This is a genomic window from Pseudomonas fluorescens (assembly GCF_902497775.2).
GTDB lineage: Bacteria > Pseudomonadota > Gammaproteobacteria > Pseudomonadales > Pseudomonadaceae > Aquipseudomonas > Aquipseudomonas putida_F.
The window spans coordinates 3,928,506-3,943,083 of sequence record NZ_OZ024668.1; the positions used below are offsets into that span (position 1 = coordinate 3,928,506).

At 64.8% G+C, this 14,578-nt stretch carries 14 protein-coding genes; 13 read left to right on the plus strand and 1 reads right to left on the minus strand.

The genetic code is table 11. From position 1 onward, the window contains the following. Positions 1 to 21 precede the first annotated feature (21 nt). The gene (gene aceK, locus F8N82_RS18015) at positions 22 to 1,743 is read right to left on the minus strand and encodes a bifunctional isocitrate dehydrogenase kinase/phosphatase (RefSeq protein WP_038996554.1); all 1,722 of its coding nucleotides are present in this window, start codon (positions 1,741 to 1,743) and stop codon (positions 22 to 24) included. A 188-nt stretch (positions 1,744 to 1,931) separates the two neighbouring features. On the opposite strand from aceK, the gene F8N82_RS18020 reads away from it, so the two are divergent. From F8N82_RS18020 to F8N82_RS18080, 13 genes are all read left to right on the plus strand, one after another. Further along, positions 1,932 to 2,816, plus strand: a complete 885-nt coding sequence (locus F8N82_RS18020; RefSeq protein ID WP_038996555.1) for a DMT family transporter — start codon at positions 1,932 to 1,934, stop codon at positions 2,814 to 2,816. Between the two features lie 306 nt (positions 2,817 to 3,122). Beyond that, positions 3,123 to 3,959: an ABC transporter ATP-binding protein gene (locus F8N82_RS18025; RefSeq protein WP_052251664.1), complete on the plus strand. Its 837-nt coding sequence runs from the start codon at positions 3,123 to 3,125 to the stop codon at positions 3,957 to 3,959. A gap of 39 nt (positions 3,960 to 3,998) precedes the next feature. After that, the gene (locus F8N82_RS18030; RefSeq protein WP_038996557.1) at positions 3,999 to 4,997 is read left to right on the plus strand and encodes an ABC transporter substrate-binding protein; all 999 of its coding nucleotides are present in this window, start codon (positions 3,999 to 4,001) and stop codon (positions 4,995 to 4,997) included. Between the two features lie 29 nt (positions 4,998 to 5,026). Continuing rightward, on the plus strand, positions 5,027 to 5,803 hold the full coding sequence (locus F8N82_RS18035; RefSeq protein WP_038996559.1) for an ABC transporter permease: 777 nt from the start codon (positions 5,027 to 5,029) through the stop codon (positions 5,801 to 5,803). Then, positions 5,803 to 6,567 (plus strand): SDR family oxidoreductase, encoded by a 765-nt coding sequence (locus tag F8N82_RS18040; RefSeq protein ID WP_038999552.1) that lies wholly within the window; start codon positions 5,803 to 5,805, stop codon positions 6,565 to 6,567. Before F8N82_RS18035 ends, F8N82_RS18040 begins: the two co-directional genes overlap by 1 nt. Before the next feature lie 14 nt (positions 6,568 to 6,581). Continuing rightward, on the plus strand, positions 6,582 to 7,121 hold the full coding sequence (locus F8N82_RS18045) for a cupin domain-containing protein (protein ID WP_038996560.1): 540 nt from the start codon (positions 6,582 to 6,584) through the stop codon (positions 7,119 to 7,121). 4 nt (positions 7,122 to 7,125) lie between these two features. Next, entirely contained in the window at positions 7,126 to 7,995 is an 870-nt protein-coding gene (locus tag F8N82_RS18050) for an alpha/beta fold hydrolase (protein WP_038996561.1), read from the plus strand. Next, complete coding sequence (locus F8N82_RS18055) at positions 7,992 to 8,819, plus strand: IclR family transcriptional regulator (protein WP_038996562.1); 828 nt, start codon at positions 7,992 to 7,994, stop codon at positions 8,817 to 8,819. The genes F8N82_RS18050 and F8N82_RS18055 overlap by 4 nt, the downstream gene beginning before the upstream one ends. 1 nt (position 8,820) lies before the next feature. Next, a complete protein-coding gene (locus F8N82_RS18060) occupies positions 8,821 to 9,621 on the plus strand; it encodes an SDR family oxidoreductase (RefSeq protein WP_038996563.1) in 801 nt (266 codons plus the stop codon). Further along, positions 9,614 to 11,296, plus strand: coding sequence for a thiamine pyrophosphate-binding protein (locus F8N82_RS18065; protein ID WP_038996564.1), 1,683 nt, complete (start codon positions 9,614 to 9,616; stop codon positions 11,294 to 11,296). Before F8N82_RS18060 ends, F8N82_RS18065 begins: the two co-directional genes overlap by 8 nt. Before the next feature lie 10 nt (positions 11,297 to 11,306). Beyond that, complete coding sequence (locus F8N82_RS18070) at positions 11,307 to 12,110, plus strand: aspartate dehydrogenase (protein WP_038996565.1); 804 nt, start codon at positions 11,307 to 11,309, stop codon at positions 12,108 to 12,110. Positions 12,111 to 12,120: 10 nt separating this feature from the next. Further along, positions 12,121 to 13,611, plus strand: coding sequence for an aldehyde dehydrogenase (locus F8N82_RS18075; RefSeq protein ID WP_038996566.1), 1,491 nt, complete (start codon positions 12,121 to 12,123; stop codon positions 13,609 to 13,611). Further along, entirely contained in the window at positions 13,608 to 14,573 is a 966-nt protein-coding gene (locus F8N82_RS18080) for a VOC family protein (RefSeq protein ID WP_038996568.1), read from the plus strand. Before F8N82_RS18075 ends, F8N82_RS18080 begins: the two co-directional genes overlap by 4 nt. Positions 14,574 to 14,578: the final 5 nt, after the last annotated feature.

Here is a 14,578-nt window from a genome sequence, read left to right on the forward strand (position 1 = left end):
AGGGCCAAGGCCGATCTGACTTCAACCCTCCCGGCACTTGCGCCGATACGGGAACACGTCGATCACCTTGCCGCCGCGAATCGCCGCCTGCAGGCTCTTCCAGTAATCGGCGTCGTACAACTCGCCATGCAACTGGTTGAACAGCCGGCGCTGGCCGCTATCGGCGAACAGAAACGGCGGAAACTCTTCGGGGAACACATCCAGCGGGCCGATCGAATACCAGGGCTCGGAGGCCATCTCGTCCTCCGGCGTGCGCGGCGGCGGGATGTAACGGAAGTTGACCTCGGTCAGAAAGCAGATCTCGTCGTAGTCGTAGAACACCACCCGCCCGTGGCGGGTAACACCAAAGTTCTTCAACAGCATGTCACCCGGGAAGATATTCGCCGCCGCCAGTTGCTTGATGGCCAGGCCGTAATCTTCCAGGGCTTCACGCACCTGGGCGTCGTTGGCGTTTTCCAGGTAGAGGTTGAGCGGGGTCATGCGCCGCTCGGTCCAGCAGTGGCGGATCAGCACGGTGTCGCCATGCACTTCGACGGTGGACGGCGCCACTTCCACTAGCTCGGCCAGGCACTCAGGCTCGAACTTGCTCAACGGGAAGCGAAAGTCGGAGAACTCCTGGGTATCGGCCATGCGTCCGACACGGTCGACACTTTTTACCAGGCGGTACTTTTCGATCACCGTGGCGCGGTCGACGTTCTTCGACGGCGAGAAGCGGTCCTTGATGATCTTGAATACGGTGTTGAAGCCCGGCAGGGTAAACACGCTCATGACCATGCCGCGCACACCCGGGGCCATGATGAAACGGTCATCGGTGCCGGCCAGGTGGTTGATCAGCGCCCGGTAGAACTCCGACTTGCCGTGTTTGTAGAAGCCGATCGAGGTGTACAGCTCGGCGATGTGCTTGCCCGGCAGGATGCGCTTGAGAAAGCCGACGAACTCGGCCGGCACCGGCACATCGACCATGAAGTAGGAACGGGTGAAGGAGAAGATGATCGACACTTCGGCTTCGTCGGTGATCAGTGCATCGATCTCGATGCCGTGGCCTTCGCGGTGCAACAGCGGGATCACCAGCGGCCATTGCTCGTCCTGGGTGTACAGGCGCCCGACCAGGTAAGCGCCCTTGTTGCGGTACAGCACCGAAGAAAACAGCTCGACGGCCAGGGCCGGGTCCTTGCACACCCAGTCCGGCAGGTTCTCGCGCAGCTGCGCTTCCAGGCGCGCCAGGTCGCCGGCAAGGTCCGCATACGGCACATCGAAGCGGTAGTCGGCGAAGACCTGCGCGAGCAAGGCGCTGAGGCTGCTTTCGGGCCGGTAGGTGCGGGTTTGTGCCGCCCGCTCGTGGCTGCGCAGCGAGGGCCGGGTGGTGTGGATGAACATGCAGCCATCACTGATCAGGTCATGGCTGAACAGGCTGCAGAAGATCGAGTTGTACCAGGTCTCCGACAACTCATCGTCCAGGCGCGGGTCGATCAGGCCTATATAGGCGCTCTTGACCAGCGGCCACAGCGAGACGTCGAGCAGCACCTCGTCCTCGAAAGCCTGACGCAGCCAGCCGCTGACCTCGCTGACCTTTTCCTCATACAGATTGATCCGCGCAGCCGAGGCGCTTTGAGTCTGTTGCCACTGGGCCTGCTCGAATCGCTCGCGGGCGCCATCGGTGATCTGCCGGAAATGCTCGCGGTAATCGTCGAAGCCATCGAGGATCATCCGGGCGATATCGGCGGCCGGCCATTGCTGGGGCATACGTCAGACCTCTGCGGGAATGTCAAAGCCTGAGCTTAGCCAGTCGCCACGGGCAGGGAAAGCCTGTTGGCGCGGGTGTATCGGCCAAACTCGCCGAGCGCCGAAATTCAAGCGCAAGAAAGGGAGAGAGCGCAGCCTGCGATGTAACGTAAACTCGCGCCCTGCCCCCAAAGGACCCGGAGAGCCCCATGAGCCCCATTGCCATATCCCGCCTGTTGATTCTTGCTGCTGTCTGGGGGGCGAGCTTTCTGTTCATGCGCATCATTGCGCCGGTGCTCGGCACCCTGCCGACGGCGTTTTTCCGCGTCTCCATCGCCTGCCTCGGCCTGCTGGTGATTCTCGCCCTGTTGCGGGTGCGCTGGGACTTCAACGGCAAGCTCAAGGCCTGCCTGGTGCTGGGCATGATCAACTCGGGGATACCCGCCACCCTCTATTCAGTCGCCGCCCAGGTGCTGCCAGCCGGCTACTCGGCGATCTTCAACGCCACCACGCCATTGATGGGCGTGCTGATTGGCGCGCTGTTCTTCCGCGAGCCGATGACCGTCGCCAAGCTTAGCGGCATCTTTCTCGGTTTGTTCGGGGTGGGCATTCTCAGTGGCGCGGGGCCGGTGGCGTTTGACGCCAAGCTGCTGCAAGGCGCCCTCTCGTGCCTGGCGGCGACCGCCTGTTACGGCCTGGCCGGTTTTCTCGCCCGGCGCTGGCTCGACCAGCAAGGCGGTCTCGACAGCCGGCTGTCAGCGCTGGGCAGCATGATGGGCGCGACCTTGCTGCTGTTACCGTTGTTCGGCTACAGCGTGCTGAGCCAGCCGCCGGCAAGCTGGGGCGGCTGGCAGGTGTGGGCATCGTTGCTGGGCCTGGGGCTGGTGTGTACCGCCTTTGCCTACATCCTTTATTTCCGCCTGATCAGCGAGATCGGCCCGGTCAAATCCAGCACCGTGACCTTCATGATCCCGGCCTTTGGCGTGCTGTGGGGTGCCTGGCTGCTGGATGAGCCGCTGTCGATGGCGCACCTGTATGGCGGGCTGCTGATTGCCGTGGCGTTGTGGCTGGTGCTCAAGCCGGCTCGCGCCTGACAGCTCCCACCCTGCAGATGTTCTGGTTTCACCCATGAAACCAGCCTTTCACTGCCGTTACCGAAAAAAGCCTCTTTTCATTACACCAGCAATTGCCACGCGCAGTTGTTGTGCAATTTCGTGCCATATAGAAAACCTTGTTTCATATATAAAACAAACAAGATTTCACCTTAATTCAATAACTAACTAATAAATAAGCACTTTTTAAATTAAACAGAGCCAATACACATTTGGCATTGTTCATGCACTAAACCGCGTATCACCTATAAAACAGACCAGAGAGCTTCCCCAATGGCTGTGAAAGAGATGTACGCAATCCCCTCTCAATGGAATACACCGCACTCCAAGGAAGACCTGGAGCCGACCGAAATCGAATTTCGTAACGTCGGTAAATGTTTCCCGGCCAAGGGCAAGGCCGAGGCGCCCTTTGCCATTCGCGAGGTGAATTTCAAGATCCGCCGCGGCGAGGTGGTGTCGATCATCGGCCCATCCGGTTGCGGCAAAAGCACCATCCTCAACATGGGCTCGGGCCTCTACCGCCCCAGCGAAGGCGAAGTGTTCGTCGGCGGCGAGGCGGTGGTCGGCCCGGTGCGCAAGGTCGCCTTCATGTTGCAGAAGGACCTGCTGATGCCCTGGCGCAGCATCCGCCGCAACGTCGAGCTGGGCCTGGAAATCCAGGGCATGCCCGCCGCCAAGCGCCAGCCGATTGCCGAAGATCTGCTCAATCGCTGCCACCTGCAAGGCTTTGCCGACCACTACCCGTTCCAGCTGTCGGGCGGCATGCGCCAGCGCGCCGCCCTGGCCCGGACCCTGGCCATCGACCCGCAGGTGCTGTTCCTCGACGAGCCGTTCTCGGCCCTCGATGCGCAGACCAAGATGATCCTGCAACAGGACCTGGCGCGGATGCTGTTCGAAGAAAACAAAACCGCGCTGTTCATCACCCACGACCTGGTCGAGGCGATTGCCATGTCCGACCGCCTGCTGGTCATGAGCGCCCGCCCCGGCACCATCATCGAAGAAATTACTGTCGACCTGCCGTTTCGTGACAACCCGCTGGAGCGCCGCAAGCTGCCGGAAATCGGCCCGCTGGCCGGGCGCCTGATGGAACTGCTGAAAGTCGGCGAAGACACCGAACTGCATTGATCAACGGCCACCGGCCCATCAACCGATTCAGGAGTACGCATGTTCAAGTCCCTGCAACGCCTGGCACAGACTTCGGTCATCGCCCTGGGCCTCGGCCTGGCGCTCACTGCCCAGGCAGAGCCGACCAAGGTCACCTACCTGCTGCCCGCGCCGCCCAACTCGCCGGCCTTCGCGCCGTGGATCATTGCCAAGGAAAAGGGCTACTACCGTGCCAGGGACCTGGACCTGACCTTCATCGCCGCCAAAGGCGGGGTCGATGTCGCCAAGCAGATCGGTGCCGGCAACGCCATGCTCGGCGGCGCTATCGGTGACACTCCGATCGTGGTCCGTGCCAACGGTATTCCGGTGCGTGCGGTAGCGGTGCTCGGTGCCGGCGGGGTGACCATGATCGCCACCAACGCCAACGAGAACATCCAGTCGGTCAAGGACCTCAAGGGCAAGACCCTGACCGTGATGTCCTACTCCGACACCACCTACTACGCCCTGCTCGCCTCGCTGCGCAAGGCCGGCCTGAGCAAGACCGACGTCGACATCCAGGCCGCCGGCCCGTCGGGCGTGTGGCAGCTGTTTTCGGCCAACAAGGCCCAGGCCATGGCCGGGGTGCCGGACTGGGTGGTCAATGCCGAAGAGGCGGGACTGAAGATCAGCCTGATCCCGCAGAGCCAGATCTTCGAGAGCATGGCCCAGGCGATCCTGGCCTCGGACGACGCAATCAAAAACCAGCCGCAAGTGGTCGGCGGCGTGGTCCAGGCCACCCTGCAGGGCATGCGCGACATCATCCAGGACCCGAAAGCTGCCGCCGCCACCTTCGCCAAGGCGGTACCGGCCTACGCCGGCAAGGAAGCGGCGCTGGAAAAAACCTTTCGCCTCTACGTCGAGCACGTCTACGCCAACCAGACCGTGCTCGGGCGCATCGACCCGGCGCGCCTGGACGCGGTGCGCAAGTTCTATGTCAGCGAAGGCATCGTCGCCAAGGAACCCAAGCTCGACGAGCTCTACAGCAACCAGTTCATCGAAACCACCACGGCCGCGCAATAAGCCTGGATGCATAACAAGGTATTAGCCCGATGAGAAACCTCAACACCTCCGTGCTCGGCAGCGTCGCCCTGCTGATCCTGTTCCTGCTGCTCTGGCAGTGGGGCCCCGGCTTGCTCGGCATGCCCGAGTTCGTCATGCCGCAACTGAGCCGCGTGGCCCAGGAAAGCGTAGTGATGTGGCAGTCCAGCAGCCTGTTGCAACACACCCTGATCACCGCCTTCGAGATCATCGTCGGCTTTGGCCTCGGCGCCCTGCTCGGTGTGGCCATCGGCGTGTCGCTGGGCCTGTCGCCGTCGGCCGAAGCCATGCTTTCGCCGTACATCCTGGCCCTGCAGATCGCTCCGAAAGTCGCCTTCGCGCCACTGTTCGTGATGTGGCTGGGCTACACCATCTACCCGAAGATCCTCATCGCCATCCTCATCGTGTTCTTCCCGGTGATGATCAACGTGCTCTCGGCGATCCGCACCGTGGACCCGGACATGATCAACCTGGTGCGCACCATGAACGCCAGCCGCTGGCAGATCTTCCGCCTGGTGGAGTTCCCCTCGGCCATGGCCGCGCTGTTCTCCGGCCTGCGCATCGCGTCGACCCTGGCGGTGATCGGCGTCACCGTCGGCGAACTGGTCGGCGGTAACCAGGGCCTGGGCTTCCTCCTGGTGGACGCTGAAGGCCAGGGCAACACCGCCGGAGTCTTCGTCGCCATCGTCATGCTCACCCTGATCGGCGTGCTGGCCTACGGCGCGGTGGTCTGGGCCGAGAAACGCGTCCTGCACTACCTGCCCAAAGCCATGTTGAGTACCCAATGATGAGCCCATTCAACTCCATGCTCGAAGGCCGCCGCGTGCTGGTCACCGGTGGTGCCCGCGGCCTGGGCTATGCCTTCGCCCAGGCCATCGGCCAGGCCGGCGCCCGGGTGGTGATCGCCGACATTCTCCAGGAGCGCGTGCTGCAGGCGGCTTGCGAGCTGCGTGAACAAGGCTTGCAGGTGACCGGCGTGACCCTCGACCTGGGCAACCCGGAATCGATCAATGCCTGCGTCGCCGAGGCGGTTGCCGTGCTCGGCGGCCTCGACGGCCTGGTCAACAACGCCTCGATCACCAACTCCGGCGGCAAGACCTGCGAGCAACTGGACATCGACACCTGGGACCAGGTCATGCAGGTCAACGTGCGCGGCACCTGGCTGATGACCCGCGCCTGCCTGCCAGCCCTGCGCGCCAGCGGCAAGGGCGCGGTGATCAACCTGGCCTCCGACACCCCGCTGTGGGGCGCGCCGAACCTGCTGGCGTATGTCGCCAGCAAGGGCGCAATCATCGCCATGACCCGCAGCCTGGCCCGCGAGCTTGGCAGCGACAACATCACCGTCAATGCCATCGCCCCCGGCCTGGTGCTGGTTGAAGCCACCGCCTATGTGCCCGAGGCGCGCCACCGCCTGTACACCGAACAACGGGCGATTCAGCGCCCGCAACTGCCAGAAGACGTCAGTGGCGCCGTGCTGTTTGCCCTGTCCGACCTGTCGCGTTTCATCACTGGACAAACCCTGCCGGTCAACGGCGGGTTCGTCATGCCTTGAGCAAGGAGAAACCCATGACCGACCTATCCGTACAAAACGACGCCCCGAAAACCTGGGAACAACCCGCAGGCGCGGACCTGGCTGGCTGGATGCAGACCCGCATCGCCCGCTATGAAACCCGCAAGTACGACTGGGACGCGCTGAAGTTCCAGGCCGACTTCGACCCCAAGTTCCGCCGCGCGCAAATGCGCTACGTCGGCACCGGTGGCACCGGGGTCAACAGCGACATGAACACCATCCCCTCGGAGCACTTCACCTTCTCGACCATGGTCATCCCGGCCGGCCATGAAGGCCCGCCGCACATCCATACCGACGTCGAGGAGGTGTTCTTCGTATTGCGCGGCAAGCTCAAGGTGATCATCGAGAAAGATGGCGAGCGCTTCGAAACCGTGCTCACCGACCGCGACCTGATTTCGGTACCGCCGGGCGTGTACCGCGAAGAGATCAACATCGGCGATGAGGACGCGCTGATGTGCGTGATGCTCGGTGCGAAAAAGCCGGTCACCCCGACCTACCCGCCAGCGCACCCGCTGGCCTCGATCAAGCGCGGTTAAGCCCATGTTGCACGCCACCGACCACTCGCTCGCCGGCTCTGAGGCCCAGTTGCAGCAACGCTTCCCCCAGCGCCTGATGCAACTGGCAGATGGCGCCCAGGCGATCCGCGAAGCCGGCCAAGGGCCTGCCATCGTGCTGTTGCATGGCATCGGCTCGGGCGCCGCGTCCTGGCTGCAGGTGGCGCTGCAACTGAGCCAGCACGCCCGGGTGATTGCCTGGGATGCGCCGGGCTATGGCGACTCCAGCCCGCTGGCCGCCCCTGCGCCGCAGGCGGCGGACTATGCCCGGCGCCTGCTGCAATTGCTCGACGCGCTGCACATCGACGACTGCCTGCTGGTCGGCCATTCCCTCGGTGCCCTCAGCGCCGCGGCCTTGGCCTACCAGCATCCGCAACGGCTGCGCCGCCTGGTGTTGATCAGCCCGGCCCGCGGCTATGGCGACCCGGCGCGTGCCGAGCAGGCGCAACAGGTGCGCAGCCAGCGCCTGCACAACCTCGAACAACTGGGCATCGCCCAGATGGCCCGCCAGCGCAGCGCGCACATGCTTTCGCCTGCGGCCAACGCCGAGGCCCTGGCCTGGGTGCAATGGAACATGGCGCGGCTGCAGCCCCAGGGTTATCGCCAGGCCATCGAGCTGCTGTGTGGCGACGACCTGCTGCGCTACGCCGCCCTGACCGTGCCCTGCGAAGTGCATTGCGGCGGCGCCGACAGCATCACCCGCCCCGAGGACTGCCAGGCACTGGCCAAGGCCCTGGGTGCAGCGTTTGCGTTGATTGCCGGAGCCGGCCATGCCAGCCCGATTGAACAACCCGAGGCCGTGGCAAGCCTGCTTGCCCGGGCCCTCGAAGCCTCACTGACAGGTACTGCGCTATGAATGATTCGGATCTGTTGAAAGACAACCAGGACAAGTACATCGTCCCCGGCCTTGAGCGCGGCCTGTTGCTGCTCTGTGAATTCAGCCGGCAAAACCGCACCCTCACCGCGCCGGAACTGGCGCGGCGCCTGGAGCTGCCGCGCTCGACCATCTTCCGCCTGCTGACCACCCTGGAAACCATGGGCTTCGTCACCCGCAGCGGCAATGAATACCGCTTAGGCATGTCGGTGCTGCGCCTGGGCTTCGAATACCTCGCCTCGCTGGAGCTGACCGAGCTCGGTCAACCGCTGCTGGCACGGCTGTGCGATCACCTCAACTACCCAAGCAACCTGGTGGTGCGTGACGGTCGCTCGATTGTCTACGTGGCCAAGGTTTCGCCGCCATCGGTGTTCTCCAGCGCGGTCAACGTCGGCACCCGCCTGCCGGCCCACGCCACGGTACTGGGGCGCATCCTGCTCGAAGACCTGAGCCTGGCCGAGCTGCGCGAGCTGTACCCCGAAGAGCACCTGGAGCAACACTCGCCGTGCACACCGAAAACCGTGCTGGAGCTGTTCGACCTGGTGCAGAGCGACCGCCAGCGCGGCTATGTCAGCGGCGAAGGTTTCTTCGAGTCGTCGATCTCGACCATCGCCGCCCCGGTGCGCGATCACAGTGGCCGGGTGGTCGCCGCCATGGGCGTGACCATTCCCACGGTGCAGGTTGCGCACATCAATTTCGACGGTTTGCTCGGCCATGTCCGCGGCAGCGCCGACGAGCTGTCGCGCCTGCTCAACTACACCCCGCACGCAGGCAACGGCCGCGTCACCGCGCTGATGAGGGACTGACATGAGCAACCTCTATCAACTGCACGGGCGCACCGCCATCGTCACCGGCGGCTCCTCCGGGATTGGCCTGGCCTGCGTCGAGCAACTGCTCGAAGCCGGCGCCGCGGTGGCCTTCTGCGGTCGCGATCAACAGCGGTTGGACAGCGCCGAAGCACGCTTGCGTGAACGCTTCCCCGAGGCCCGTTTGCTGGCCCAGGTCTGCGACGTGCTCGATGCCCAATCGGTGCAGGCCTTCGCCGCCGCCAGCCTGGCCGCGCTGGGCCCGGCCCGGGTGTTGATCAACAACGCCGGCCAAGGCCGGGTGTCGACCTTTGCCGACACCAGCGACGAGGCCTGGAGCGAAGAGCTGCAGCTGAAGTTCTTCTCGGTGATCTACCCGGTGCGCGCCTTCCTGGCGCAGTTGCAGGGCCAGGCCGGCGCCTCGATCGTCTGCGTCAACTCGCTGCTGGCCAGCCAGCCGGAGCCGCACATGGTCGCCACCTCGGCGGCACGTGCGGGCCTGAAGAACCTGGTGCGCTCGATGGCTACCGAGTTCGCCGAACAGGGCATCCGGGTCAACGGCATCCTCATTGGCCTGGTCGAGTCCGGCCAGTGGCGCCGGCGCTTCGAGGCCCGCGAAGAGCGCGATCTGGACTGGGCGCAATGGACCGCGCAACTGGCGCAACGCAAACACATTCCCCTGGGTCGCCTGGGCCTGCCCAAAGAAGCAGCCCAAGCGATCCTGTTCCTGGCTTCGCCCCTGTCGGCTTACACCACTGGCAGCCATATCGATGTTTCTGGAGGCCTGTCCCGCCATGCGTAATGAAAACACTGTCACCGTTGGCGCTGCCATCACCGCGTTCCTCGAACAATGCGAGGTCAAGGCTGCATTCGGCGTGATCTCGATCCACAACATGCCGATCCTCGATGCCTTCGCCGTGCGCGGCAACATCCGCTTCGTCATGGCCCGAGGTGAAGCCGGCGCGACCAATATGGCCGATGCCTATGCGCGGACCACCGGCGGCCTGGGTGTGTGCCTGACCTCCACCGGTACCGCCGCTGGCAACGCCGCCGGTGCCCTGGTCGAAGCACTGACCGCCGGCACGCCGCTGCTGCACATTACCGGGCAGATCGAAACGCCTTATCTGGACCAGGATTTCGCCTATATCCACGAAGCCCGCGATCAGCTGACCATGCTCAAGGCGGTGTCCAAGGCGGCCTTTCGTGTACGCAGTGTCGAGACCGCGCTGAGCACCCTCAAGCTCGCCGTGCAGACCGCCCTTACCGCCCCGACCGGCCCGGTCAGCGTCGAGATCCCGATCGATATCCAGTCGACCTTCATCCCCATGCCGAGCGACCTGTCGCCGCTGCCGGTCCCGGTCGCCGTGCCGGCTCCGGAAGCCCTCGACCTGGTCGCCGAACGCCTGGCCAGCGCCACCCGCCCGCTGCTCTGGCTCGGTGGCGGCGCGCGCCATGCCGGTGCGCAGGTCAAGCGCCTGCTGGACATGGGCGTCGGTGTGATCACCTCGACCCAGGGTCGCGGCGTGGTCAACGAAGACGACGAACGTTGCCTGGGGGCCTTCTCGCAGAACAAGCTGGTCGAAGGCTTCCTGCAAACCTGCGATGCACTGGTGGTCGCCGGTTCGCGCCTGCGCAGCAACGAGACCTTCAAGTACGCCCTGAAGCTGCCGCGCACCACCCTGCGCATCGATGCCAACCCGGCCATCGAAGGGCGCAGCTACTCCAGCGAACTGTTCATCTGCGGCGACTCGGCCCTGGCCCTCGATGGCCTGGCCGACCGCCTTGAAGGCCGCTTGAACATCGACCCGAACTTTATCGACGAACTCAAAGCCGTACGCACGCAATCGCGCGCGCAACTGGTGGCCGACCTTGGCCCGTACTCAGCGATGGTCGAACAGCTGCAGGGGCTGACCGGGCGCAATTTTTCCTGGGTGCGCGATGTGACCCTGTCCAACAGCATCTGGGGCAACCGCTTGCTCAACCTCTACCACCCGCTGGCCGGCGTCCACGCCCTCGGTGGTGGCATCGGCCAGGGCCTGGCCATGGGCATTGGCGCGGCCGTGGCGGCAGCGGAAAGCGACCCGCAGCGCAAGGTCTTCGCCCTCGCTGGTGACGGCGGTTTCATCCTCAACCTTGGCGAGCTGGCGACCCTGGTACAGGAGAAAGCCAACGTGGTGATCCTGCTGATGAACGACCAGCGCTACGGGGTGATCCGCAATATCCAGGACGCCATCTACGGCGCCCGCCACGCCTATGTCGAACTGCACACTCCGGACTACACCAAGCTGGCCGAGTCCATCGGCCTGCGCCATGGCCTGGTCAGCGACCTGAAGGACTTCGGCCCGGTGCTCGACAACGCCCTGAGCCAGGGCGGGCCGTTTTTGCTGGAAGTCGACATGCTCAGCGTCGGCGGCTTTGCCACCCAGTTCGCCGGGCCGCCCAACAGCGAAACCAAAGCCCAGAAAGCCACGGCCTGAGGACTTGCGCATGCTCAATATCACCATGATCGGCTGCGGCGCCATTGGCGTCGCGGTGCTGGAACTGCTGGAGAACGATGCGCAACTGCGGGTCGAGCATGTGATTGCCTCGGCCGGTTCCGAAGCCCTGGTGCAACAGCGCCTGGCCAGCTTCAAGCGCCCGCCGCAGGTGCTCACCGCCCTGCCCGCCGACGCCCGCCCGGACTTGCTGGTGGAATGCGCCGGACACAAGGCGATCGAGGAACACGTGCTGCCGGCACTTGAGCGCGGCATCGCCTGCCTGATCGTCTCGGTCGGCGCCTTGTCCGAGCTGGGCCTGGTCGAGCGCCTGGAGGCGGCCGCCGCCCGGGGCAACACCCGTATCGAGCTGCTGCCCGGCGCCATCGGCGGTATCGATGCGCTGTCGGCGGCCAAGGTCGGCGGCCTCGACTCGGTCGACTACATCGGACGCAAACCGGCCAGGGCCTGGAAGAACACCCCGGCCGAGCAAGTCTGCGACCTGGATGCCATCGACCAGGCCACGGTGATCTTCGAAGGCAGCGCCCGCGAAGCGGCGCGCCTGTACCCGAAGAACGCCAACGTCGCCGCCACCTTGTCGTTGGCAGGACTGGGCCTGGACCGCACGCGGGTGACGCTGATCGCCGACCCGCTCAGCGAAGAGAACGTCCACCACTTCGAAGCCCGTGGTGCCTTCGGCGGTTTCGAGATGAGCCTGCGCGGCAAGCCGCTGCAAGCCAACCCGAAGACCTCGGCGCTGACCGTCTACAGCGTGGTCCGCGCCCTGGGTAACCACGCCCATGCCATATCCATCTAGGGGAACGTCGATGACTCTGGAACAGACTCTACCTATCTGCATCGCCGGCACCTGGCGCCTGGGCGGCGGTGAGCGTTACGCCACGCGCTACCCGGCCACCGGCGAGCCGGTGGCCTGGCTCAACGCCGCCAGCCTCGAGGATGTCGAAGACGCCGTGCAAGGCGCTCACCAGGCCTTTCTCAGCAGCGGCTGGGCCCAGCGCAAGCCGCACGAACGTGCCGCTGTGCTGTACCGTATCGCCGAGCTGATCCGCCAGCGCGGTGAAGAACTGGCGCAATTGCAGCGCCAGGACAACGGCAAGCCGATCAGCGAAACCCGCGCCCTGGTGGCCAGCGCCGCCGGCACTTTTCAGTTTTTCGCCGCCGCCTGCGAAACCCTGGAAGAAACCATCACACCATCGCGCGGCGACTTCGTCAGCATGAGCGTCTACGAGCCGATGGGCGTGGTCGCGGCCATCACCCCGTGGAACTCGCCGATTGCCAGCGAAGCGCAAAAGGTAGCCCCGGCCCTGGCCGCCGGCAACGCGGTGGTGATCAAACCGGCGCAAATCACCCCGCTGCTGGCCCTGCAACTGGCGCAGATCTGCGAAGACGCAGGCTTGCCCAAGGGCCTGATCAGCGTGCTGCCGGGCAAGGGTTCGCTGCTCGGTGACGCCCTGACCCAACACCCGCTGATCAAGCGTGTGTCGTTCACCGGCGGGACCAGAACCGGCAAGCACATCGCCCACATCGCCGCCGACAAGATGATGCCGGTGTCGCTGGAGCTGGGTGGCAAGTCGCCGACCATCGTCCTCGACGACGCCGACCTCGATCACGCCGTGGCCGGAGTGTTGTACGGCATTTTCAGCTCCTCGGGCGAGGCCTGCATTGCCGGCTCGCGGTTGTTCGTCGCCCGCGCCCTGTATGAGTCGTTCATGCAGCGCCTGGTGGCCGGTGCTGCGCGTTTGCGCCTGGGCGACCCGGCCGACGAGTCGACGCAAATGGGCCCGCTGATCAGCGCCGGGCACCGCGAGTCGGTAGAGCGCTATGTGGCCCTGGGCCTGGCCGAAGGTGGCCGCCTGCTGCTCGGCGGTCAACGCCCAACTGGCGGCCTCTTTGATCAAGGCTACTTCTACCCGCCGACCATCCTCGAAGGCCTGAGCAACAGCCAGCAGACCTGCCAGGAAGAAATCTTCGGCCCGGTGCTGGTGACCCTGCCGTTCGACAGCGAAGAGCAACTGATCGAGCAGGCCAACGACAGCCTCTATGCCCTTGCCGCCGGGATCTGGAGCCGCGACTACAAGCGCGCCTGGGCCCTGGGCCGCAAGATCCAGGCCGGCACGGTGTGGATCAACACCTACAAGCAGTTCTCCATATCCACCCCATTCGGCGGCTGGCGTGACAGCGGCCTCGGTCGCGAGAAAGGCCGTCTGGGGATCCTGCAGTACATGGAACAGAAAAGCCTCTACTGGGGCATGAACGAACAGCCACTGGCCTGGGCCGGTGCGGAGGCAAGGCCATGAGCGTATTGGGCATCGATGAAGTCACCTACGGCGTCGAAGACCTCGACACCTGCGTGCGCTTCTTCAGCGACTGGGGCCTGAACAAGGTCAGCGAACAGGCCGACGAGGTGATCTTCGAAACCCTCAATGGCTGCCGGGTGGTGCTGGCCGACATCCACAAGGCCGGCCTGCCAGCGGCCATCGAAGCGGGCTCGACGGTACGCGAAGTGGTCTGGGGCGTTGAAAGCGCAGCGGACCTGGCCCTGTACAGCCAGCGCATCGCCAACGACCCGGGCTTTGTCGAGGGCAACGGGCGCATCGGCTGCACCGATCCCAACGGCCTGGCGATCCGCCTGCAGGTGACCCGCAAGCGCGCGCTGGATATCGAGTGCAGCGGCCACAACACCTGGCAGACCAAGGGCCGGATCAACAAACCGGCGCCGGTCTACGAGCGCGCCACGCCGATCGAAGTCGGCCACGTGGTGTTCTTCGTCAAGGATGTGAATGCCTGCGAAGCCTTCTACCACGAACGCTTCGGCTTCCAGGCCTCGGACCGCTACCCCAACCGCGGCGCGTTCTTGCGCACCGCCGAGGAAGGCGGCCACCACGACCTGTTCATGCTCCAGCTGCCGGCACCCCGCGCCGGTCTGAATCACGTGGCCTTCACCGTGCGCGACCTGCACGAAGTGTTCGGCGGCGGCATGCACATCTCGCGCAGCGGCTGGGCCACCGAAATCGGCCCGGGCCGCCACCCGGTGTCGTCGGCGTTCTTCTGGTACTTCAAGAACCCGGCCGGCGCCCTGGTCGAGTACTACGCCGACGAAGACCAACTGACCGGCGAATGGCAGCCCCGGGAGTTCGAGCCGGGCCCGACGGTGTTTGCCGAGTGGGCGATTGCCGGCGGTATCGATGGCAATACCCGGCGCCAGCAGCATGTCGAGGCGCCGCAAGGCAAGTTCCTTACCGACAAACCCAAACCCTGAGCAGG

Coding starts and splice junctions, on each gene's coding strand:
- aceK (WP_038996554.1), bottom strand. CDS start 1,743: ATGCCCCAGCAATGGCCGGCCGCCGATATCGCCCGGATGATCCTCGAT.
- F8N82_RS18020 (WP_038996555.1), top strand. CDS start 1,932: ATGAGCCCCATTGCCATATCCCGCCTGTTGATTCTTGCTGCTGTCTGG.
- F8N82_RS18025 (WP_052251664.1), top strand. CDS start 3,123: ATGTACGCAATCCCCTCTCAATGGAATACACCGCACTCCAAGGAAGAC.
- F8N82_RS18030 (WP_038996557.1), top strand. CDS start 3,999: ATGTTCAAGTCCCTGCAACGCCTGGCACAGACTTCGGTCATCGCCCTG.
- F8N82_RS18035 (WP_038996559.1), top strand. CDS start 5,027: ATGAGAAACCTCAACACCTCCGTGCTCGGCAGCGTCGCCCTGCTGATC.
- F8N82_RS18040 (WP_038999552.1), top strand. CDS start 5,803: ATGAGCCCATTCAACTCCATGCTCGAAGGCCGCCGCGTGCTGGTCACC.
- F8N82_RS18045 (WP_038996560.1), top strand. CDS start 6,582: ATGACCGACCTATCCGTACAAAACGACGCCCCGAAAACCTGGGAACAA.
- F8N82_RS18050 (WP_038996561.1), top strand. CDS start 7,126: ATGTTGCACGCCACCGACCACTCGCTCGCCGGCTCTGAGGCCCAGTTG.
- F8N82_RS18055 (WP_038996562.1), top strand. CDS start 7,992: ATGAATGATTCGGATCTGTTGAAAGACAACCAGGACAAGTACATCGTC.
- F8N82_RS18060 (WP_038996563.1), top strand. CDS start 8,821: ATGAGCAACCTCTATCAACTGCACGGGCGCACCGCCATCGTCACCGGC.
- F8N82_RS18065 (WP_038996564.1), top strand. CDS start 9,614: ATGCGTAATGAAAACACTGTCACCGTTGGCGCTGCCATCACCGCGTTC.
- F8N82_RS18070 (WP_038996565.1), top strand. CDS start 11,307: ATGCTCAATATCACCATGATCGGCTGCGGCGCCATTGGCGTCGCGGTG.
- F8N82_RS18075 (WP_038996566.1), top strand. CDS start 12,121: ATGACTCTGGAACAGACTCTACCTATCTGCATCGCCGGCACCTGGCGC.
- F8N82_RS18080 (WP_038996568.1), top strand. CDS start 13,608: ATGAGCGTATTGGGCATCGATGAAGTCACCTACGGCGTCGAAGACCTC.